16 protein-coding genes, 1 tRNA gene and 1 pseudogene are annotated in these 21,451 nt (G+C 62.0%); 1 reads left to right on the top strand and 17 read right to left on the bottom strand.

Translation table 11 applies throughout. The annotated features are described in order from the left end of the window. Positions 1 to 102 precede the first annotated feature (102 nt). From FYB92_RS07455 to FYB92_RS07480, 7 genes and pseudogenes are all read right to left on the bottom strand, one after another. Positions 103 to 975, bottom strand: coding sequence for a PhzF family phenazine biosynthesis protein (locus FYB92_RS07455; protein WP_332828411.1), 873 nt, complete (start codon positions 973 to 975; stop codon positions 103 to 105). Between the two features lie 134 nt (positions 976 to 1,109). Next, the gene (locus tag FYB92_RS15470; RefSeq protein WP_408902310.1) at positions 1,110 to 1,697 is read right to left on the bottom strand and encodes a DUF4070 domain-containing protein; all 588 of its coding nucleotides are present in this window, start codon (positions 1,695 to 1,697) and stop codon (positions 1,110 to 1,112) included. A 33-nt stretch (positions 1,698 to 1,730) separates the two neighbouring features. Further along, positions 1,731 to 2,714 (bottom strand): annotated as a pseudogene (locus FYB92_RS15475) (B12-binding domain-containing radical SAM protein); the annotation flags it as partial. A 429-nt stretch (positions 2,715 to 3,143) separates the two neighbouring features. Beyond that, positions 3,144 to 3,377 (bottom strand): hypothetical protein, encoded by a 234-nt coding sequence (locus FYB92_RS07465; protein WP_075624106.1) that lies wholly within the window; start codon positions 3,375 to 3,377, stop codon positions 3,144 to 3,146. Between the two features lie 133 nt (positions 3,378 to 3,510). Next, positions 3,511 to 3,711, bottom strand: a complete 201-nt coding sequence (locus FYB92_RS07470) for a hypothetical protein (protein WP_003620601.1) — start codon at positions 3,709 to 3,711, stop codon at positions 3,511 to 3,513. Continuing rightward, positions 3,708 to 6,299, bottom strand: a complete 2,592-nt coding sequence (locus tag FYB92_RS07475; protein WP_332828412.1) for an EAL domain-containing protein — start codon at positions 6,297 to 6,299, stop codon at positions 3,708 to 3,710. The genes FYB92_RS07470 and FYB92_RS07475 overlap by 4 nt, the downstream gene beginning before the upstream one ends. A gap of 592 nt (positions 6,300 to 6,891) precedes the next feature. Beyond that, positions 6,892 to 6,967, bottom strand: a tRNA-Asn gene (locus FYB92_RS07480). Positions 6,968 to 7,142: 175 nt separating this feature from the next. Here FYB92_RS07480 and FYB92_RS07485 point away from each other — a divergent pair. Beyond that, positions 7,143 to 8,195 carry an ABC transporter substrate-binding protein gene (locus FYB92_RS07485; RefSeq protein WP_062809055.1) on the top strand — a complete coding sequence of 351 codons (1,053 nt, stop codon included), beginning with the start codon at positions 7,143 to 7,145 and terminating at the stop codon, positions 8,193 to 8,195. Positions 8,196 to 8,269: 74 nt separating this feature from the next. Here FYB92_RS07485 and FYB92_RS07490 read toward each other — a convergent pair whose 3' ends face one another. From FYB92_RS07490 to ftsZ, 10 genes are all read right to left on the bottom strand, one after another. Beyond that, positions 8,270 to 9,208 carry an ABC transporter permease gene (locus FYB92_RS07490; RefSeq protein ID WP_332828413.1) on the bottom strand — a complete coding sequence of 313 codons (939 nt, stop codon included), beginning with the start codon at positions 9,206 to 9,208 and terminating at the stop codon, positions 8,270 to 8,272. Next, positions 9,205 to 10,269, bottom strand: a complete 1,065-nt coding sequence (locus FYB92_RS07495; protein WP_062809054.1) for an ABC transporter permease — start codon at positions 10,267 to 10,269, stop codon at positions 9,205 to 9,207. The genes FYB92_RS07490 and FYB92_RS07495 overlap by 4 nt, the downstream gene beginning before the upstream one ends. After that, on the bottom strand, positions 10,266 to 11,855 hold the full coding sequence (locus FYB92_RS07500; RefSeq protein ID WP_003620588.1) for an ABC transporter ATP-binding protein: 1,590 nt from the start codon (positions 11,853 to 11,855) through the stop codon (positions 10,266 to 10,268). The genes FYB92_RS07495 and FYB92_RS07500 overlap by 4 nt, the downstream gene beginning before the upstream one ends. Beyond that, positions 11,848 to 12,978 carry a BMP family ABC transporter substrate-binding protein gene (locus tag FYB92_RS07505; RefSeq protein WP_040512059.1) on the bottom strand — a complete coding sequence of 377 codons (1,131 nt, stop codon included), beginning with the start codon at positions 12,976 to 12,978 and terminating at the stop codon, positions 11,848 to 11,850. The genes FYB92_RS07500 and FYB92_RS07505 overlap by 8 nt, the downstream gene beginning before the upstream one ends. Positions 12,979 to 13,047: 69 nt before the next feature. Then, a complete protein-coding gene (locus tag FYB92_RS07510; protein WP_003620586.1) occupies positions 13,048 to 13,665 on the bottom strand; it encodes a nicotinamidase in 618 nt (205 codons plus the stop codon). A gap of 24 nt (positions 13,666 to 13,689) precedes the next feature. Beyond that, positions 13,690 to 15,750, bottom strand: a complete 2,061-nt coding sequence (ligA, locus tag FYB92_RS07515; RefSeq protein ID WP_332828986.1) for an NAD-dependent DNA ligase LigA — start codon at positions 15,748 to 15,750, stop codon at positions 13,690 to 13,692. Positions 15,751 to 15,820: 70 nt separating this feature from the next. Next, positions 15,821 to 17,542 (bottom strand): DNA repair protein RecN, encoded by a 1,722-nt coding sequence (gene recN, locus FYB92_RS07520; protein ID WP_192266014.1) that lies wholly within the window; start codon positions 17,540 to 17,542, stop codon positions 15,821 to 15,823. A gap of 145 nt (positions 17,543 to 17,687) precedes the next feature. After that, positions 17,688 to 18,566 (bottom strand): outer membrane protein assembly factor BamD, encoded by an 879-nt coding sequence (locus FYB92_RS07525; protein WP_332828414.1) that lies wholly within the window; start codon positions 18,564 to 18,566, stop codon positions 17,688 to 17,690. Between the two features lie 77 nt (positions 18,567 to 18,643). Continuing rightward, a complete protein-coding gene (gene lpxC, locus FYB92_RS07530) occupies positions 18,644 to 19,633 on the bottom strand; it encodes a UDP-3-O-acyl-N-acetylglucosamine deacetylase (protein ID WP_062809911.1) in 990 nt (329 codons plus the stop codon). A 188-nt stretch (positions 19,634 to 19,821) separates the two neighbouring features. Beyond that, positions 19,822 to 21,384 (bottom strand): cell division protein FtsZ, encoded by a 1,563-nt coding sequence (gene ftsZ / locus FYB92_RS07535; protein WP_332828415.1) that lies wholly within the window; start codon positions 21,382 to 21,384, stop codon positions 19,822 to 19,824. Positions 21,385 to 21,451: the final 67 nt, after the last annotated feature.

The raw sequence follows: 21,451 nt of genomic DNA on the forward strand, positions 1-21,451 counted from the left end.
GATTCTCCCCAAAGGTGCGAAAGACATCGCCTGTGGATTTTTTATTCCATTATCAATGGGTTGATTCCAGGTGATCGTGGGATTTCCGGCCACAAACAATATTCATATGGCAATAGTGCCCGCAATGCGGGTGACGACATTTCCCCCGATCCAGATCGTCCCATCAACCTCATGCACAAAGACGCGGCCCGCCCGGCCCAGGGCGGTGCCCTGGCGGGTGACATATTGTGGGGGTGCGGTTCCGCTTTCGATCAGCCATTGGGCGATCGCGGCATTCAGGCTTCCCGTAACGGGGTCTTCCCACCCCTGTCCGATCCCGGCAAAGGCACGGACTTCGAACTGGGCATCGTCCGTTGTGTCACATGCCCCAACCACCCCGATCATCTGTCCCTTCAGTGCCTGCCAATCCGGTCGAAGGGCCAGCACATCGGCGCAACTGCGCAATCGCAGCACCACCCATCCCGGGCCATTATCCGCCCATTGGGCATCCAGAATATCCGCAGGGGCAAGGCGCAGGGCAAGGAGTGCAGGCATCAGGTCGGCATGATCGACGGGGCCGGCACGGCGCCGCGGCGGGGCGGCAAAGGCCAGACGGTCTTCGTGCAGTCTTACCGGGACAAGGCCCGCACCGCATTCCTGTACGATCAGGCCGGTTTTTGAAACGCCGCCCAAAGAACGCCAGACATGCGCGGTGCCAAGTGTCGGATGTCCAGCAAAGGGAAGTTCGGCGTGCGGGGTGAAGATACGCACACGATAATCGGCATCCGGGTGTACCGGATCAAGGAGGAAGGTCGTCTCACTAAGATTGGTCCAGTTTGCGATCTGCGCCATCTGTTCATCAGACAGCCCATCCGCTCCGGCAATCACGGCGAGGGGATTTCCCCTGAAGGGTTCGGCGGCAAAGACATCAACCTGCCTGAAAGTGAGGTCCACCATTCTGGTTCCTGCGATGTTGGGCCGCAGTGTATCGGCCATGTTTGTCACTCTCCCGCCATGCAGCACTGCATGATGGCCCGATCGACATTCGGTGCAACCTTCACAAAGACCTTTATGGCTTCAGCAGGTTGACGGCCCCGCCTTGGCAGGCCGCCTTTGTGATTCCCGCAGGTTCAGGCTGGTATGGATACGGGCATGGGGGCTGGTGATTTCTGCGGCACGGGGGCGTGCCATCGCCCCTGATCGACATTTGCGATTTCACGATCGATTTCTGCGATGACCTGCCGTGAGAACGGGCCGAGATGGAGATAGAGGGCGCTTGTCATGATAACATAGGGCACGGCCTTGGGATTATGCAGGGCACAGTCGATCAGCATGCGCCAGAACTGTCCGGCCGTGCCGGGGCCTGCGCGGTGTATGCGCAGTATCAGGCGGGCGAAACTGCGCAGGTCGCCCTTGATCATCCGGTGTGCGCGCTCCCGCTTCAGCATCCGGCCCAGGCGGCGCACCCGGCCGAAATAGGCCACCGGGTCATAGATCGCCTTAAGCACCGTCCGGTAATCATTGAGCACATCCCGACGTGGCCGTTTCGTTTCGAAATTCAGGCCCGCCGTACACTGGTCCCCCGACTGCGTCTGGTCATCGGCAGGGAAAAGGCGTCCTTCGGCCAGCAGGCGGCGTGTCAGTTGCGTCGTGGGCAGGGCATAAAGCAGCCCGACCATGCAGACCGGGATTGCCGTATCCTCGATACATGCGATCATGCCGGCGGCGACGCTGCTCTTTTCGCTGTCAAAGCCGACGATGAACCCCGCATTCACGAAAATACCGGCCCTGTGGATTGTCTCGATGCTCTGTTGCAGGCTGCGCCTTGTATTCTGCTTTTTCTGCGTCATGACAAGCGTATCGGTATCCGGGCTTTCGATCCCGACGAAGATCGCAAAAAAATTCGTATCCGACAGGCTATGCAGAAGGTCTGGGTCATCGGCAAGGTTGATTGAGGCTTCAGTCGAGAACTCGAACGGGAATTTCCTTTCGGCCTGCCAGCGTTTCAGGTCCGGCAGGAACTTCTTGAGCGCCTTTTTGTTGCCGATCAGGTTGTCATCGACAAAATCCACATGGCCGCGATAGCCAAGGTTATACAGCGCATCGAGTTCGGCCATGACCTGCGCATTCGTCTTGGTGCGCGGCACGCGGCCATACAGTTCGATGATATCGCAGAATTCGCAACTGAACGGGCACCCGCGTGAAAACTGGACCCCGACATGAAGATACTGGTCCAGTTTCAGCAGGTCAAAGCGGGGAAGCGGGCTTTTGGTGACGTCGGTCTTGCCCATGGGGGCCTGAAAAGTGCCCTCCCGCGCGCCGCGGCGCCATGCCGCGATGAAATCGCCCATGATTTCCTCGGCCTCGCCCAGGACCTGGAAATTCGCATTGCCATACAGGGCTGGACTGGATGTGACATCGGGCCCGCCAACGACCACCGGCTTGTTGCTGGCGCGGCAGAGGTCGATGATATGCTGCGTGTCATTACGCTGTGGCAGCATCCCGCCGGTCATCACCATGTCGGCCCAGCGGAAGTCCTCATCGCTCAGGTCTTCGGTATTGCGATTGACCAGCCTGACATCCCATTCTTTGGGTAGCAGGGCCGCAACCGTAATCAGGCCAAGCGGCGCGGCCGGATAACGCGCACCGGTCAGATCACAGGCTTCCTTGTAATTCCAGAATGATCCTGCATTGAAAAGGGGAAAGATCATCAGAACCTTGCAGATGTCGGTCATTGCGCAAGGGTCCAGTCTTTCAGATGCAGGCTGGGGGTATTACGACTTTCGTGGCTGATGGTGTGATGTCTGCGGATGGATGGATCCACATCTGGTGAAACAGCAATATTCCAGCGAACAGTCGGCATATGGATCTTCCATCTGGGTGATGACGTGGTTTTACACGGTCTGCCGTGCAATGGCGATAGAAGGTGCGCGTCATATGGAAGGTCGTCCGCCGGGGCGTGATTATGGTGTCGCCTGGATGATGGCGAACCTGGTGGCTGCCTGTACGGGTTGCCTGCGAAACATGTTGTAAAACCAGCAAGTTTCCGGAGGTTTCTTTAAACCCACATTGCCCGCCGTTATTTCGGGGCGGAGGGGGCCTAAAATTTTTATTATTTTATCAACAGGTTTGGTTCAGCCGTCCATGGGGTGGCCGGTGATGCTTCATACTACCGCGCAGGCATGGATGTTGGCAGCCATTTCATGGGGGGATGTGTCGGCGAGGGTGGGCGCATCTGTTGCCAACTGTCCTTCGGGCATAAGCAGGGCCAGCAGTTCCGCCGGCACCGGTTCGTCAAGGATATGCGCATATTGGCGGGACAGGCTGACATGCACCCATTGTGGGATGCCGGTTTCCATGATGTTAAAGACGGGGTGTTCGCAGGACGCGTCTGACATGGTTGCGCTCTATTGTCGTTCCAGCCATGGCTGAGGGCTTGCGGCCCCAGCGTGGGTTGGTGACACAACGCGTACCGGGTTGGTCGGGTTATATTCGATATTCAGTTCTGTCTTATTCTTTTTTGTAAGGAAATTATCCTTCAGGCATCCGGCCGGAATATGGCTTTCCCGTCAGCGCGTTGATCCGTACGCGCTTTGTGCGTGTCGTGGTATCGGGCACGACGTGGCAATCCAGTCCTTCGGCCCGGCGCGCGGCGGCAAAGCGTTGGGCATGTGAAAGCTGGGCCGCCTGATACAGAACGCGTTCGCCCAGCATGACCTTATGCTGCTTCATGCCTGTGCGGCCTTGGCCTGTCGTGGGGCGGGGGGAACGTTCATGCATGTCACCGCCTGCGCGTTCCGTGGGGTGGCGGTGATGCACCATTGTGCAAGGTCAGTGGGGGAGAGCGGGCGCGAAAAGAGATAGCCCTGTATGACATCGCACTGCATCGCCCGGAGGAGCTGGTATTGGGCCTGCGTTTCGACACCTTCCGCCACCACGGTCATGCCCAGGCTTTGCCCGATGCGCACGATGGCGCGCACCACTGAATAGACCTTGCCCGCGGGTTCTTCGAACCCTTTCATGAAGCTCTGATCAATCTTGACTTCGCTGACGGGCAGGCTGGCAAGGTTCGACAGGCTGGAAAAACCGGTGCCGAAATCATCCATTGATACACCACAGCCCAGTTTGCGGATGGCGGTGACGATTTCGACCGTCTGTTCGAAATTGTCGATCATGGTGCTTTCGGTCAACTCTATCGTCAGCCGTTCCGGTGGCATCCCGGTTTCATGCATGATGCGCGCGATGGTATCAGGCAGGTTGCGGTCGCGGAAATGGATGGCCGACAGGTTGACGGATACGATGGGGATGTCGATGCCGTGCATCATCCACGATGTCATCTGCCGACATGCCGTACGCAATGACCATTCGCCCAGGATCTCGATCTGTCCCGTTTCCTCCGCCAGCGGGATGAAGCGCCCGGGAGAGATGAAGCCAAGTTCCGGGTCGATCCAGCGCGCCAGCGCCTCCACCCCATGCAGGTGTCGGCTGCCGGTCATGACCTGTGGCTGATAGACAAGGCTCAAGCGGTCTTCCCGGATGGCACGACGCAGTGCCGCGGCAAGGGTGATGCGGTCCTCCGCCGCGCGATTCATTTCGGGGCTGAAGAAACGATAGCAGTTGCGCCCTGCTTCCTTGGCCTGTGACAGGGCGGAATAGGCGTGCTTCATCACCGTCTTCATCTCGTCCGATGGGTCGGTGCCATCGCTGATGCTGATGCCGATACTGGCGCTGGGACGAAGCTCGACCTGCTCGATCATAAGGGGGGCATCAAGTATCCGCAGCAGCCGTTCCGCCTGTACGGCGGCCTGTTGCGGGGCGGTTTCCGTGACAATGACGAATTCGTCGCCATCGGTGCGCGTCAGGATGTCATCAGGCAGCAGGGCATGGCGCAGGCGGCGCGCCACCTCCATCAACAATGTGTCGCCCGCCGCATGGCCCATTGCTTCGTTGATTTTCTGGAAACGGTCCAGGTTAAGGACCATAATGACGCGTGCAAGGGAATGCTGCCGCGCCTGTGTGCAGTAATGCCGCAGCCATGCACGGTTCGGCAGCCCCGTCAGGCCATCATAATGCGCCAGCCGGTCGATGGACTGTCGGGCATGTTCCTGCACGATCGCCAGCATGCACAGATGCACACATGCCCCGACAACGCGACGGCACCAGGTGCTGGGATGGCCTGGTGTGGGGGAGAAAAGTGTGAACGCACCGGCCACCTGTCCGTCGCGCAGGATGATGGGCCGCGCCCAGCAGGCGCGCAGCCCATGGTCAAGTGGCACATCCGCCAGCCCCGCCCACAGGGGGGATGTGGCGATATCCGGCACGATCACCTCCTCATGCCGGTGGATTGCCGTGCCGCACGACCCGGCGGCGGGGCCGATCCGCGCGCCGTCATATTGCGCCACCACCGCCTTGGGCAGGGAGGCGCGGCCGATAGGGTGCATGACCTGGCCATCCTCGGTCATCATCACCAGCGCCTGCACATCGGGGACGATGCGTTCAATGCGGCGGCATATGAAATCCATGACTTCACGCAGTGACAGCCCACTCGCCAGGGCTTCCACCACGTCCTGCTGCAGATAGCGCAGGTCGCGGTCGCGACTGACGTCACTGAGGATGATTATGGTCTGTTCCAGCGCACCATGGTCGTCATGCACAGGGGTCGCGGCGGCGCGCAGCCAGATGTTGGTGCCATCGCGGCGTCGCGCCTGAATGTCTATTTCAAAGCTGTTGCCTTCGCCCACCTGTTGACGGAATTGCTGCAGGGTGCGGATGTCACGGCCATGACCGGAAAACAGAATGGAAAAATCGTTTCCCGCGACTTCATCTTCGGAATATCCGCACAAGATGCCAAAGGCAGGGTTGGCATGCATGATCCGGCTCTGCCCATCCAAAACGAGGATGCCGCGATCGGTTTCATGAACGATGGTCGCGCAGATCCCGTCCCCCAGGACACGCCCCTCCGCCGGGGAGACATCACGCAGCGTAATGACATGCAGGCGGCGTCCTTGCATCTGAAGTGATGAAACTTCCAGCTCCGCATTGAAACATGTGCCGTCGCGCCGTGTAATGCTCAGGGTATGGAGGCCGCCGCGCAAGGGCTGGGTTGCTTTTTCGCCCGACTGTGAAAGGGGTGTCTGGATTTCCATGGGCAGGACGGTGCTGCTGTGGCGGCCCATGACATCATCGCGTGCATGCCCGGACATATGTTCGGCCATATCGTTGAAGACAACGATCGCATTGTCATCATCGACGATCACGACCCCTACATTGGTGGAAACCTGCTGTGATTTTCGCAGCCGATGCGGACCTGTCGCGGACATTTCAGTTATTCCCTTGCCCCGTGGCCGCACCCTTGTCAGACATCGGGCGCATGTCACCGGGGATTACGTGCCGGTTTAGGAAACATAAAGGCGATCCGTTCTGGTCAGGTTCGATTAGTGCATGATCACATAGGCGTTTTTTCGATCTTGCCCATGAAGGACGAAGCCTTGTTATTTCAAGACGTAAGGTCGATTATGAATATGGCGTTAATATGTCAAACGTGTCGGAAGCATGGAAACTATTTATTGTAGGAACATATTCCTGACCATTTTCCATACCGGAAATGCATCCCATCCGCATCCGGCGCAGCACTGGCGGCGGCGATGCCGTGACCGGTGCCATATGTGGTATCGGAGCCGAATATCGGAGTGGTAACGGCTGTCGGTGGCATGCATCGTATCCTGGGCAAACGCCGCATGCAGGACGAGGTTGCATACCCCAACAGCAGGGATCGGAAATAGAGAGGGGGGAGGGGAGGCGCGCGGATGAATGATGTGCGTCAAAGCTGGACGCTCATTCAGCAGGCGCATGCGCTCACAGGCATTCCATATTTATGGAATGGCGGCAATATTTCTGAATTATAAGGAAACGTGGCTCCCGAAGTAGGACTCGAACCTACGACCCAGCGATTAACAGTCGCTTGCTCTACCAACTGAGCTATTCGGGAACAGCGTGAGCAGCTTATAGCCACAGTGGCTGGGGGTCGTAAACCCCCTTTTTCCACTTTTTTTGCCATATGCCCAAAATCGGCGGGCTGTGCCATAACATCCTGTAGATATGGCGTTAAATCATGGGAAAGGAGCGGATCACATGGCGGGTCACATGGGTGTGCCAATGCAGTCATGGCGGTGATACCGCGTCGCAGGGTCATGGCCGGCCTTGGCGGGGCGAGCGTCCTTGCCGGGGTGGGGCTGTGGGAATGGCGCGCCCAGCGTCGGCGCGCCGGGCGGCTGCATGTGGGCGATGTCCTTGATGGGCAGGCACACCAGATCGACCTGTCCTGGCCATCCGCGCCGATTTCCATCCTGTTCAATGTGGCGCAGCGGCAGGGATTTTTTGAACGTTATCTTCTGGATGTGCGTCTGACGGAGGGGGGCGTCACGGGGCGTGATGCGATTGGGGACCTGCAGGCCGGGCGCAGCAGCGTGGCGGTGGCCCCTGTGCTGTCGTGGCTGGACAAACTGCATGAGGGGGAGGTGCAGGCACGGCTGGTCATGGGGTTGCAGGCCGGGACGTTCCGTCTGCTGGTGCGCCGTCGCCTGAAATTGACGCGGGTGGAGGATATGGTCGGTCGGCGTATCGCCATTACCAATCCAGATATGGCGGACCGGCTGTTCTTTTCCGTCGTGCTGCGGCGCAAGGGGATGAACCCCGACACCGGGCCGATATGGCGTGTCGTCTCACCGCAGGACATGGACGGGGCGATCCGTGGCGGGGATGTCGATGCCGTGGCGGTACATGATCCGCTGGCATGGCGTCTGCTCAATGATCCGTCGCTTGGTCTGGGGGAACTCGTCAACAGTGTGAACGGGCTTTATGCGCAACGCACGAATCTTGCGCTGGGGGTGGGACACGCGATGCTGGAACACTCACCCGCCGCGGCGGCGGCCCTTGTGGTCGCATTGCAGGATGCCGCGCGATGGCTGAAAACCCATATCCCTGAAACGGCCGGCCTGCTTGATGGGCGCATTGATGGCATGGCGCAGGCAGGGATCATGGCGATGATGCGTCATGAAGTGCTGGGGATCTGCCCCACGGGGGCTGAACTGCGTGTACAGCTTGCGCAATATATTGACGAAATGAAGCTGCTTGGCCGGTTTCCCGATACGCTGGGTTCGGCGGCGTATGCGCGCGCCATTTCGATGGACCTGCTGCATCATAACGGGCCGCCATGATGGGCGTGCAGGGCGCGCGCCATCACCAGATTGAAAAAACCTTTGCCAGGGCCGGATGATTTCGGGTCGCCCCCTTATCGTACGTCGCGGTAATAAGGCTGCGCCAGTGCGGCGGGGGCTGCCATGATGCGGCGCATGCGGTGCCAGACCACGACCGGCACGATGATGAACGCCACCGTCCCAAGATAGGGCAGCATGTTCAGGAATGCCGGGTCTATGGGCCAGTTACGTGCCTGCCCCACAAAGGCCAGCGCGGTAATCAACCCGAACAGCAACGCGGCGCATGCCACCATGATGGGGCGATACCCGGCAAAGATCACCAGCGCCAGCGCGATCCAGCCGCGCCCCGCGACCATGCCTTCGGACCATACCGGAACATAGGTCAACGTCAGATACCCACCCGCCATTCCCGCCATCGCCCCGCCCAGCGTGACATAGCCAAAGCGCATGGCCATCACCGGGATGCCCGCTGCATCCGCCGCGGCGGGATTTTCCCCCACGGCACGCATGTTCAGGCCATGGCGTGTGCGGAACATCACGAAATGCACCAGCAGTGGCAGCATGACATAAATCGGGATGACCAGGATGTTCTGCCCGAACAATGCCGGCCCGATGACCGGGATGTTCGACAGCACGGGTATGGCCACATGGCCGAACATAGTGGCCGATGGCTGGCCCGCGTAATCATGTCCCAGCGCGGTGGACAGGCCCTGTCCCATGAACGTGACCGCCAGCCCGCACAGCACCTGGTTCGCCCGCATGATGACCGCGCCAAACGCAAACACCATGCCGCCAACCGCCCCGGTCAGCCCCGCCGCCAGCAGCCCGGCCCACGGATTGTGCGTACTGCCGACCGCCATGATCGCAACAACCGCGCCCAGAGCCATCAGCCCTTCAACCCCGAGATTGGTGACACCCACGCGTTCGGCCATGACCTCGCCCAACGCGGCCAGTGTCAGGACACCCCCCGCCAGTACTGCCGTCGCCAGCATACCACCCAGCAATGCGATCATGGCCCGGTTTCCTTTGCAAGGCTGGCGACGGGCCGGTAATGGGCCAGTTCGTCCGCCAGCGCGATCATGAACAGCATCAGTCCCGTGATCGCCAGCACCACCGATGCCGTCAGCTGCTGCGTCTGCAGCACGATCCCGGCATCCAGGATGAACGCCATCAGCAGGGCGGCAGGAATGACATTCAGGCACGACCCGCGCGCCAGCACGGCGACCACGATCCCCAGATAGCCGAAATTGTTGGCCATCCCCCCCTGGAGCCGGTGAACCGTCCCGGCAAGTTCGAACATGCCAGCCAATCCGGCAAGGCCGCCTGACAGCAGCATGACCGCGATGATGCGTGCGCGCACCGCGATCCCGGCATAACGCGCGGCATCGGGGTTTGCGCCGCCGATGCGGATTTCATATCCCCAGCGCGTGTGCGCCATGATCCATGCCAGTATCGTAACGATCCCCAGCCCGAGCGGGAACCCCCAATGCACCACACCCCAGATATCGGGGATGGAAACCGGCAGGCGCGCGCTTGAGACCTGCGCGCCCGTCACCCGGTCACGCCATGGTCCGGTCGTCAGGTAATAGGTCAGCAGGGACGCGACGAAATTCAGCAAAAGCGTGGTGATGATCTCGTTCACCCCGGCATAGGCACGCGCAAGGGTTGGCACTGCGATCCATCCCATCCCCGCCACGATCCCGGCAATCGCCATCAGCGGCAGGACCACAATGGCTGGGGCCGGGATGAACAGGCCAACCGCCGCCGCGCCGATGGCCCCGGCATAGAACTGTCCCTCCGCGCCGATATTCCACAGGCCGATACGGCTGCATACCGTCACCGCCGCCCCCGTCAGCAGCAGCGGTGACATGAACAGGGCCAGATCCTCCATCCCGAAGCGCGAACCGATGGTGGAACGCATCACCAGCAACGCCAGATCGACAGGACTGTATCCCGACAGGGCAAGGATACCCGCCGTCATCAGCAGGGCGCACACGATCGCCCCCACACGCCACAGCATCAGGCGCATGGCGGGGACAACGGGCAGGCGCTGGAAACGGTTCTGCGCGGTCATGATCCGTCCCTCCCCATTGGCAGGCTGGACGGGTCGCGTCCCCCCATCAACAGGCCGATCGTCGCCATGTCCGCTTCTGCGGCATCGAGCACTGCCATCATGCGCCCATGGAACATCACCCCGATCCGGTCCGAGACGTTGAGGAGGTCTTCCAGGTCTTCGGAAATGAAGACCACGCCCACGCCCTGATCGCGCAGTTCCGTCAGGTAGGACAGCATGGTGGCGATTGCGCCGATATCCAGCCCGCGCGCGGGATAGGCCGCGACAAGCACCCTGTGGGCGATGCGGATTTCGCGTCGTGCGACCAGGCGTTGCTGGTTACCGCCCGACAGGTTGCGCACCGGCATGGCAAAGTCCGGGATGGTGACATGCGCGACCTGTGCAATCCCGCGCGCCAGCATGGCGGCGGCCGTACTGTCATACAGCCCGCGCCGCCCGACCGGGGGTGTCGCATATTCGCGCAGCGCCATGTTGTCCGTGATTGACAGGGAAGGGGCCAGCGCGCTGCGCAACCGGTCTTCGGGAATATGGCCCACCCCTGCATGGGCAAAGATGGCCGGGTCGATGCGCTCCATCTCCGTCCCATCCAGCAGGACATGTCCCACGGCGGGTTTCAGAAGTCCCGTCAGCACCCCGGCCAACTCGCGCTGCCCATTGCCCGCAACCCCGGCGATACCCAGGATTTCACCCCCATGCAGGTCCAGCGACACGTCACGCAGGCTTTCGACACCGCGTGCATCGCGTATCGTGACATTGCGCAGGCCCATGATGGGACTGGCGCTGACCGGCCGGGCGCCCGGGGGGCGTGTGCGCATGTTCTGACGTATGATGTCACGCCCGACCATGGTGGTCGCCAGCATGGCGGGGGTGCAGGCGGCAGTATCGAACGTGCCAATTCTGCGCCCGCCACGCAGGATGGTGACGCGGTCGGAAATTTCCATCACTTCATCCAGCTTATGGCTGATGATGATGACGGCATTCCCCTGCGCGCGAAAGGCACGCAGCGCACGGAACAGTTCGCGCGTTTCCTCCGGCCCCAGCACGGCGGTCGGTTCGTCCATGATCAGCAGGCGCGCCCGGCGCGACAGTACGCGCAGGATTTCCACGCGTTGCTGTTCCCCGGCGGACAGGTCGCTGACGCGCGCATCGGGGCGTACGGGAAACCCGAACTGTTCGGCGATGGCGCGCGTGCGTTCCTCCATCGCGCGGGCGGAGACAAGGCGCGGCGCTTCGTCCCAGCCAAGGTGGATATTCTCCGCCACGGTGAAGGCCTGTACCAGCTTGAAATGCTGGTGGACCATGCCAATTCCCGCACGGATCGCCTCCTGGGGGGAATTGAATACCTGCCCGTAGCCATCAAGCAGGATGTCGCCTTCCTCTGGCTGGTAAATGCCGGTCACGACATTCATCAGGGTTGATTTGCCCGCGCCATTTTCACCCAGCAGGGCATGGATTTCTCCCGGCCAGACCGCCAGATCCACATCCCTGTTGGCGATGACGCCGGGAAAGAACTTCCCGATGCCACGCAGTTGCAGGATCGGCGGTGTGCCCGGCGCAAGGGGCGGGCGCGTGGAAACGTCAACCAAGACCCGACACCCCCGCCACGGCCCAGTCACAGTGATAGATCTGCTCATCATCCAGTGTCACGCCCGCCGGCACACGCAGCCGCCCGTGATTGTCATGGATCGGGCCACGAAACGGGTTATATCCCGCCAGCATGCGTGTGCGCATGTCATCGGCCTGTCGCGCGACCGCCTCTGGCACCGTGGGGCCCCACCTGTCGCGATCCACCCCATGGCCCAGTGTGAGGAACGCGGCGGAAGGGTGCCATCCCCCCTCCAGCAGGGCGCGCACCTGCGCGACATAGAACTGGTTGAAATCCAGCATCACCGAACTGACATAGGCGTCCGGTCCGTATTGCAGCATCCCCGTATTCCACATCGCCGCCCTGACACCGCGTGCCACCGCGACACGCAGATAGGCCGGTTCGTCCATGATCCCGCACAGGAAATCGCACCCATTATCCACCAGTGCGGTGGCCGCCTGTGTCGCGGCCTGCGGGTCGAACCATGCATTGATGGTGATGCCCTGCAACGTGATGGCCGGGTTGACCGATTGCGCGCCCAGCAGCGTCGCATTCGCGCTGGCATAGACCGAGGGGATGGGAAACGCGCCCAGGAATCCGATCCTGCCGGTTTTCGACAGCAGGCCGGCGGCAATCCCGATGATATAGCTGGCGTACCAATGGCTGACATAATACCAGCCAAGGTTGGATGTCAGGGAATTGCCATCGCATTCCATGAAGGCGACGTCAGGTGCGCGCTCGGATACGTCCTTGATGAAATCACCATATTCCGATGTTGCGAACACCATGTTCGCCCCTTCCGCCACGAACTGGCGAAAGATGCGCGTCGCATCGGCGGAATAAGGGACGCTTTCGACATAAACGGTGCGGATTCCCGGGAATGCCTGCCGCACGGCCTGCACGCCACGGTTATGCACCATGCTCCATCCCCCATCGGTGATCGGGCCGGTATGGCCAAAGGCAATCAGTGCGTCCGCTGGTGCGATTGACGGGCGTGGCACCCGCCCCGTATCCGCCCGTCCCGCGCGCAAGGGCAGCAGGGTCGATCCCGCCGCCATCCCCGCAAGGCCGAGCATGGCGCGTCGTGAAGCCAGTAACCGCCCCCGCGGTCCTGTAACATCCATCTTTGTGTATTCTCCCCCGGTCATGATGCCCATGCCTCCCTCTGGCGTGGGCGTCGTGTCGTCTTTGAGTTATGAAGTTTCGTTGCCCTCCAGCAGATCGCGCGTGGTGATGATGCCGATCCCCCCGTCACGCAGGGCACGATGGACATCACGCCTGTCATCATTGATCGCGGCGCACGCATCGTCGAGTACAAAAGTGTCGAACCCGTCCGTCACTGCGTCCAGGGCGCTGGCCCGCACGCAGTATTCCAGCGCGATGCCACAGACAAAAACACGCCGGATGCCACAGGCCGCAAGCCAGGGCGCAAGTCCGCTTTCATGCCCGCCTTCGTTGTCGCGGAACGCGGAATAGCTGTCGATGTCGCGCTGCATGCCCTTGCGCAGCACCAGTCCGATATGTGCCTGCGCCAGCGTATCGGGAAAGGAAGCCCCCCATGTTGCGGCGACGCAGTGTTCGGGCCACCGGTCGGGGGCGGGGGGATTGTCCGCCGTGAAGGAGACATGACCGCGTGGATGCCAGTCCTGGGTCGCCACGATCCGACCAAATGGCAGGTCCTGCAGGCGGTTGATGATCGGGATGATCCGCCCGCCCTGCGCCACAGCCAGGGTGCCGCCGGGCAGGAAATCATTCTGCACATCGACAATCAGCAGGGCGTCGCGACCGTCGATGGCAGGGAGGGGGGTCATGATCGCAGGATATTCACAGGATATTCATGAGAGCTGAGGCAGCCCGGCAAGGCTGCGCCACCCGGCCTCGTCCACGGTATGCAGGTTCAGTTCCGCCGCCTTGCGTGCCTTTGACCCTGCCTTTTCGCCCAGTACGACGATGTCCGTCTTGCGCGATACACTGTCAGAGACGCGCGCGCCCATGCGTTCGGCAATGGCGCGGGCTTCGGGTCTGCTCATGGTCGTCAGCGTGCCGGTAAAGACGATGACCTTGCCCGACAGTTCCCCCGCCGCAAGCATTTCCTCGTCCGTGATGGCCTCCAGCACATGTGTCAGATCCTCAAGCGTCTGGCGGTTATGTGCCTCGATGAAAAATGCCACCAGTTCGTCGGCAATGGCAGTGCCGATTCCGGTGATGCTGCCCAGTTCGAGCCGTTCGTCCGATCCCACGGTCGTCGCGCGCAACATTTGCTGGTGCCAGTTGTCATACGACCCGTAATGGCGCGCCAGAAGTCGCGCCGTGTTGATGCCGATGCGACGGATGCCCAGGGCGTAGATAAAGCGTGACAGTGAAATCGTCCGCCGCGCCGCGATCGCATTCATCAGGTTACGCGCCGACAGCGTGCCCCATCCGGGACGCACCGCAATGGCTTCTTCATGCGCGGGCAGGTGAAAGATGTCGGCCGGTGTGCCCAGCAGCCCGTCGGCGTGGAATTCGGCAATCGTACGATCACCCAGCCCTTCGATATCGAAGGCATCGCGCGACACGAAATGGATCAGCCGCTCCACCAGTTGCGCCGGGCACGTCAATCCGCCGGAGCACCGCCATACAACCTCGCCTTCGGGGCGTTCGGCATGGGCATGACAGACGGGGCAGACATGGGGGAAGACAAACGGGTGGGGGGAATGGTCACGTGGCAGCACGACGTCGAGAACCTGCGGAATGACGTCGCCTGCGCGCTGTATGCGCACAAGGTCGCCTTCCTGCACATCCTTGCGGGCGATTTCATCTTCGTTATGCAGGCTGGCGCGCGTGACAATCACGCCGCCCACGTTCACCGGTTCCAGAATGGCAACAGGCGTCAGTGCCCCGGTACGACCCACCTGGATATCGATCTTCGTCAGGCGTGTAATGGCCTGTTCAGCGGCAAACTTCCACGCCACGGCCCAGCGCGGCGCCCGCCCGGCAAAGCCAAGGCGTTCCTGAAGCGCGCGTTCGTTGATCTTGTACACCACACCGTCAATGTCGTAATCAAGGGCGGAGCGTTCGCGCGCAATCCGTTCCATGAACGCTTCGGCCTCCGCCTCATTCGCGACCCGCGTACACAGCGGGCTGACCGCGAATCCCCATTCCCCAAGCTGTCGCAGATACAGGTCATGGGTGTCGGCCACCGGGGCGCTGCAATATCCCACGGCATAGGCAAACAGCGACAGGGGACGCTGGCGCGTGATTTCGGCGTCAAGCTGGCGCAGCGACCCGGCCGCGGCATTGCGTGGGTTGGCAAAGGGTTTCTGTCCCGCCGCAACCTGTGCCGCGTTAAGCGTCAGAAAGTCGGATTTGGCCAGGAACACTTCACCCCGGATTTCAATCAGGTCGGGGGCGGGGCCGTGCAACTGCTGCGGCAGGTTACGCAGCGTGCGCAGATTGGCGGTAACGTCTTCCCCCTCGGTCCCGTCACCACGGGTGGTGCCGCGCACGAAATGCCCATTTTCATAGGTCAGGCTGATCGACAGCCCGTCGATCTTGGGTTCGGCCACGAAGTCGAGCTGCGTGGCCTGCGCATCGTCAAGCCCGAGGAAGCGCGCGGCGCGGCTGATGAAGCCCTCGAATTCCTCCCGGCTGAACACATTGTCCAGCGACAGCATCGGCGTCAGGTGTCGATGGCGGCGAAATGCGCCAGAAGGTGCCGCGCCCACGCGGGTGTCGGGGCTGTCGTCACGGCGTTCGCGCGGATGGGCCTGTTCCAGTTCGCTATTGCGCCGACGCAAGGCATCATACACCGCATCGGTCACGACCGGTGCGTCATCCTGATGATAGGCGCGATCCAGTTGCGCGATCACATCCGCCAGCAGCGCAAGTTCGCTCGCCGCCTGCGATGCCGACATGTCCGGCCCCGCCGCGCGGGCAAGGATGTCCTGACAGGACCGCGCCAGGTCCTTGGCGGATTCCGTCATGTCATTCCCCTTTCAGAAGGCTGTCGGCAGCGGCGCGCGCGGCGGGTGTGATCGTGTCACCAGAGAGCATGCGGGCGATTTCCTCCAGCCGTGCCGTATTGTCGAGGGGGGCTGCATGGGTTTCGGTCCGGTCGCGCACCACCTTCTTGCTGATGCGCAGGTGCGCATCCCCCCGTGCCGCGACCTGCGGGCTGTGGGTGACAACCAGCACCTGCACATCGCGCCCGACCATATACAGCCGTTCCCCGATGGCCGATGCCGTGGCCCCGCCCACGCCTGAATCAACCTCATCAAACACCAGCGTGGGAATTGCCGAACGTCCCGCCAGTACGACCTTGAGCGCCAGCATCAAGCGTGACAGTTCACCGCCCGACGCCACCTTGGCCAATGGTCCAGGGGGCTGGCCGGGGTTGGCGGCGATCAGGAAGGATGCCTGCTCCTTGCCGCGCAGGTTCCATGCCTCGGGCGGGAGGGGCAGGAGTTCGACAATGAAACGCGCGCGTTCCAGACGCAGCGGGCGCAGTTCCGCCATCACCGCCGTTTCCAGACGGCGTGCGGCCTTTTCGCGCGCGGCCGTCAGTTTCTGCGCCGTGTCCTCGAACTTCGCACGGGTTTCCGCCATCGCGGCCTCCAGCACCTCGATGCGGGCATTGCCTGAATCCAGTGCGCCAAGCCGTTCGTTGAACGCGGCAAGCAGCCCGGGCAGCTCCGGCACCGAAACCCCGTGCTTGCGCGCTTCGGCACGCAGGGCAAATAACCGTTCCTCGGTCTGTTCCAGCAGGCGCGGATCAGCCTGCGCGTCGGAGGCAAGGCGTGAAAGCAGGCTTTCTGCTTCGGCAAGCGCCTCTTCCGCGCGTTCGAGCGCATTGAGCGCCTCCTGTGCCGCGGCCTGCTCCTCCGCCCCGATCGCGCCGGGGTTGAGGTCGGTCGGTGTGGGCAGCAGGCGTTGCAGCGCGCGGCTGGCGTTGCGCAGGGCAGATGCGGGGCTGACACCGCGGCGTTCGCGCGGGGACAGATCACTCAGGGCGGCGGCAATCGCTTCGGCCCGGCGCTCCCCCTGTTGCAATGACTGGCGCATGCCCGCAAGGTGTGTCTCCTCATCCTCCATCGGGGCAAGGGTGGACAGGTCGTCGGCGGCCTGACGCAGCCAGTCTTCCTCCCGCGCTGCACTTTCCATTTCCGCACGCGCGGCGGCAAGTGCCGCCGTCGCCTCGATCCAGGCGCGATAGGCGCGTGCGGTGTTCGTGCGCAAGGCGCCGGGCACGCCAAAGGCGTCAAGCAGGTCAAGATGGGTGCCCTGATCCGCAAGCCCCATCTGTTCATGCTGTCCCTGGATTTCCACCAGAAGCGAAGCCGCACGGCGCAGCAGCGTCACGCCGACCGGCTGGTCATTGATATAGGCACGCGACCGTCCGTCCACCGTCACGATGCGGCGCAGCAGGATCGGCTCTGCGGGTTCCTCTATGGCGATGCCCTGTTCCGCGAGCAGCGCATGCACCGGATGGTCGGTTGCGATTTCAAAGCTGGCGCTGACACTGGCCTGTTCCGTGCCCGCGCGCACCAGCGACGCGCTGGCACGTTCGCCCAGCGCGAGGCCGAGACTGTCGAGGAGGATGGATTTCCCGGCCCCCGTTTCCCCCGTCAGCACCGTCAGCCCGGCGATAAAGGACAGGTCGAGCTTCTCGATCAGGACGACATCGCGAATCGAGAGATGTGTCAGCATGCGGATGATCCGATCATCAGGTCAGGCACAATGGGCGCGACCTAGAGCATTTTCACCGAAAACCGGTTCGGTGAAAATGCTCCGGTTTATGGTTTTTACGAGCATCTTCACCTGTTTGAATGCACGCATTCAAACAGGATCTGCCCTAGAAGATCGAATGCCATGCCCGCGAAAATGCGTTGCGTCCCTGCTTGCTGGCGCGGGGGGGGACGCCCTTGATGAGGTGATGGTCACGCAGATGGTCATAGGCGTCGTGATACCATTTGCTGTCGGGGTAGTTATAGGCCAGCACCGCACCCGTCTTGCGCGCCTGTTCCAGCAGCCCGAGGTCAAGATACACCTCCACAAGGCGTTCAAGTGCTTCGGGCACATGGTTGGTCGTCTGGAAATCCTGCACCACACGCTGGTAGCGGTTGACCGCCGCCTGATAATTGCGCTGTTCCTGATAGAAACGCCCGACCAGCATTTCCTTGCCCGCAAGATGGTCGCGGCACAGATCGATCTTCAACTGTGCATCGCGGGCATAAGGTGTCTGCGGAAAGCGTGTGATGACCTCTTCGAGCGCATCCATCGATTCGATGGTGCCCTGCTGGTCACGCTGTACGTCGGCGACCTGTTCATAATAGCACAGCGCACGCAGATAGAAGGCATAGGCGGCATCAGAACTGGTGGGATGCAGTTCAAGGAATCGGTCAAGCTGCTGCACCGCCTCGGGATACTTGCTCTGCAGATAGTCGGAATACCCCTCCATCAACTGTGCATTGGCAGTGTATTGGGAGTAGGGATAGTTACGTTGCAGCACGTCGAACTGGATGGTCGCAAGGACATAGCGGTTGGTGCGCAGGGCATCAACACCATGATTATACAGGGTTTCTGCCGATCCTACGCGGGGCGCATGCTCCATGATCGCGCTGTTGCCGTTACACGCCGCAAGGAAAGCCAGCACGGGCAGGCCCAGCAGGCGCGGCGCGATGCCACCAAGTCGGCGGAGAAGGAGGGAGTGTCGAGTTCTGCGTGGTGACATGCCGGCTCTTCCAGTTGCGCGTGCTTTATATCATGTGCGCAAGCGTGGTGAAGAGCATCGTATCGTTTTCATGTGCTTCATGCGGCGACGCGACCGATCTGCCCCTTGTGCAGGGGGGCGCCATGCAGGCGCCATGCGGTCGTATCGGCCATCAATGCCCGCAACAGGCGGTTGTTCAGGGTATGCCCTGATTTATGCCCATGAAAATCGCCGTGGATCATCGCGCCGGACAGGTAAAGATCGCCAATCACATCAACCACTTTGTGGCGCACGAATTCGTCCGGCCTGCGCAAGCCGGTGGGGTTGAGGATGCGGTCGCCATCGACAACGATTGCGTTTTCCAGTGACCCCCCCCGTGCAAGCCCCGCCGCATGCAGCGCATCAATTTCGTGGCGCAGGGTAAATGTGCGGCAGTTTTCAAGGTCACGCCGGAACGAGGAGGCACAGACCCGTGCGGAAAATATCTGCCGCCCGATGGCCGGTGCCGCAAATTCGATCGACATGCTGATGGTCAGGCCATCGGTCGTGGGGGGGGACAGTTCGGCGAACGCGTCCCCGTCCTCCACCCGCACGGTGCGCAGGATCTCCAGCGTGGGGCGGGCGGCGGCCTGACGTTCACGCCCGGCGCAGTCCAGAAGGAACATGAATTCGGATGCCGAACCATCAAAGACCGGCACTTCTGGTCCATCGAGGTCGATATACGCATTGTCGATCCCGCATCCGCACAGGGCGGACATCAGGTGTTCGATGGTCGCCACCCGCAGGGGCGAAGACGGCGCCGCATCACCAATAACCGTACTGAGCCGCGTATCGACCACATGGTCGTAAACGGCAGGGATGATGCGGCCATCAAGGTCGGTGCGACGGAAAATGATGCCCGTATCGACGGGGGCGGGGGCCAGAGACAGCGCAATGCGCCGCCCGGTATGCAGGCCCGTGCCGATGCTGCTGATGGGGCGGCGCAACGTGTGCTGCCACATGGCATCAGGCGCATCGGGCCGGGGCATGACCGTTTCGGTAACGCACGAATCGCTAAGTTCACGCGGACCTATCGACATGCCATCCATTGTGCGCATCCCTCGATACAGGTGAATATGTTGGCTACGGAGCAGGTGAGGGAATAGTAGGCCCGACGTGTCCGGTTTCACCAGTCAATGATTATTGCCAAGCGTTACCATGTCCAGACACGTGAAAAAACATGGCCGGGCATGGTGTTACATTCTGCAACGCCATGCCCGGCTGGTGTTTTTTTCGATTATCCGCGACGCAGGAATGCGGGAATGTCGAGGCCATTGTCATCAGGCGTGCCGCCGTTGCCCTGTGGGGGGGCGCTGCCCTGTGGTGCGCTACCACCCTGGGGGGGGCGTGACTGCCCCTGCGGCAGGGATGGTTCGGTCCGCTCCGCCTGGGCCGGGGGGGCTGCCTGTGGTTCAGGCTGCTGCGGGGTGGCCGAACGGCGGCGCAGCGCGCCGGTAACGATGCCGAACAGGTTGCGCTGCGGCTGCTGCGGTTCGGTGACGGTGGCCTTGGCCCCATCGGAAAACAGCGATGAACGCGGCGACCCGCGCTGCGCCTGTGCCACCTGTTGTGGCACCGTATGCGGGGACGGGGCCGAAGGGGGCATGTTGGGCTGACGCAGCGGTGTGGCCCCGGCGGACAGATGTTGCGGTGTTGCCGCCCCCATCGGCGGGGCGGCGGGGGGCTGCTGTCCCATGGGGGGCGTGGCGGGCGGTGCCGCCTGTGCCGTCGCCTGTGCCGGGGCGGGGGGCTGCTGCTGCGCGCTTTCTGCCACAGGGGTTGCCGCGGGTGGCGGCGGTGCCGCGGCGGCGGCCTTGGCGTGGTCCGTCGCGCTTTCGATGCCTGTCGCCACCACGGATACGCGGATGCGGCCATTCAGGTTCGGGTCGATCGCGGAACCAAAGATGATGTTGGCGTCGTCCGCCACTTCCTCGCGGATGCGGTTGGCGGCCTGATCCACCTCGAACAGGGTCAGGTCCTCGCCCCCCGTGATGTTGATCAGCAGGCCCTGCGCGCCACCCATCGACGTGTCTTCGAGCAGCGGGTTGGAAATCGCCCCTTCGGCGGCGGCGATGGCGCGATTTTCACCCTCCGCCTCGCCCGTGCCCATCATGGCCTTGCCCATTTCCGCCATGACCGTGCGGATGTCGGCAAAGTCGAGGTTGACCAGCCCCGGCGCCATCATCAGGTCGGTCACGCCACGTACGCCCATATACAGGACGTTGTCGGCCATCTTGAACGCGTCCTGCCAACTGGTGCGTTCATTGGCCAGCCGGAAAAGGTTCTGGTTGGGAATGACGATGAGCGTATCGACAAACTGCTGGAGTTCGGCAATCCCCGCATCCGCCGACTTGGCACGGCGGCCACCTTCGAAGGTGAAGGGCTTGGTCACGACGCCCACCGTCAGGATGCCGCGTTCGCGCGCCATGCGGGCGATGACCGGCGCCGCCCCCGTGCCCGTGCCACCCCCCATCCCGGCGGTGATGAAGATCATGTGCGCGCCATCCAGATGGCGCGACAGTTCGTCGCATGCTTCTTCGGCTGCGGCCCGCCCGATTTCGGGTTTTGCCCCCGCGCCAAGCCCCTGCGTCAGATGAGGGCCAAGCTGGATGCGACGATCGGCCTTGCTGTGGGACAATTGCTGCGCATCGGTGTTGGCCACCACGAATTCCACGCCCTGCAACTGCATGTTGATCATGTTGTCAACGGCATTGGTGCCACCGCCGCCAACCCCGAACACCGTTATGCGTGGGGTGAAATCCGAATGGTTCTGCTGCGGGATGGTCAGATTCAGGGTCATGGTCGGCTCCCGAAGGCGAGGGATGGGTGGATGGGGGCGCGCATTGTGCGCTTGCTTATCGGGTATT

This window comes from Novacetimonas sp. GS1 (assembly GCF_036686925.1).
Lineage (GTDB): Bacteria > Pseudomonadota > Alphaproteobacteria > Acetobacterales > Acetobacteraceae > Novacetimonas > Novacetimonas hansenii.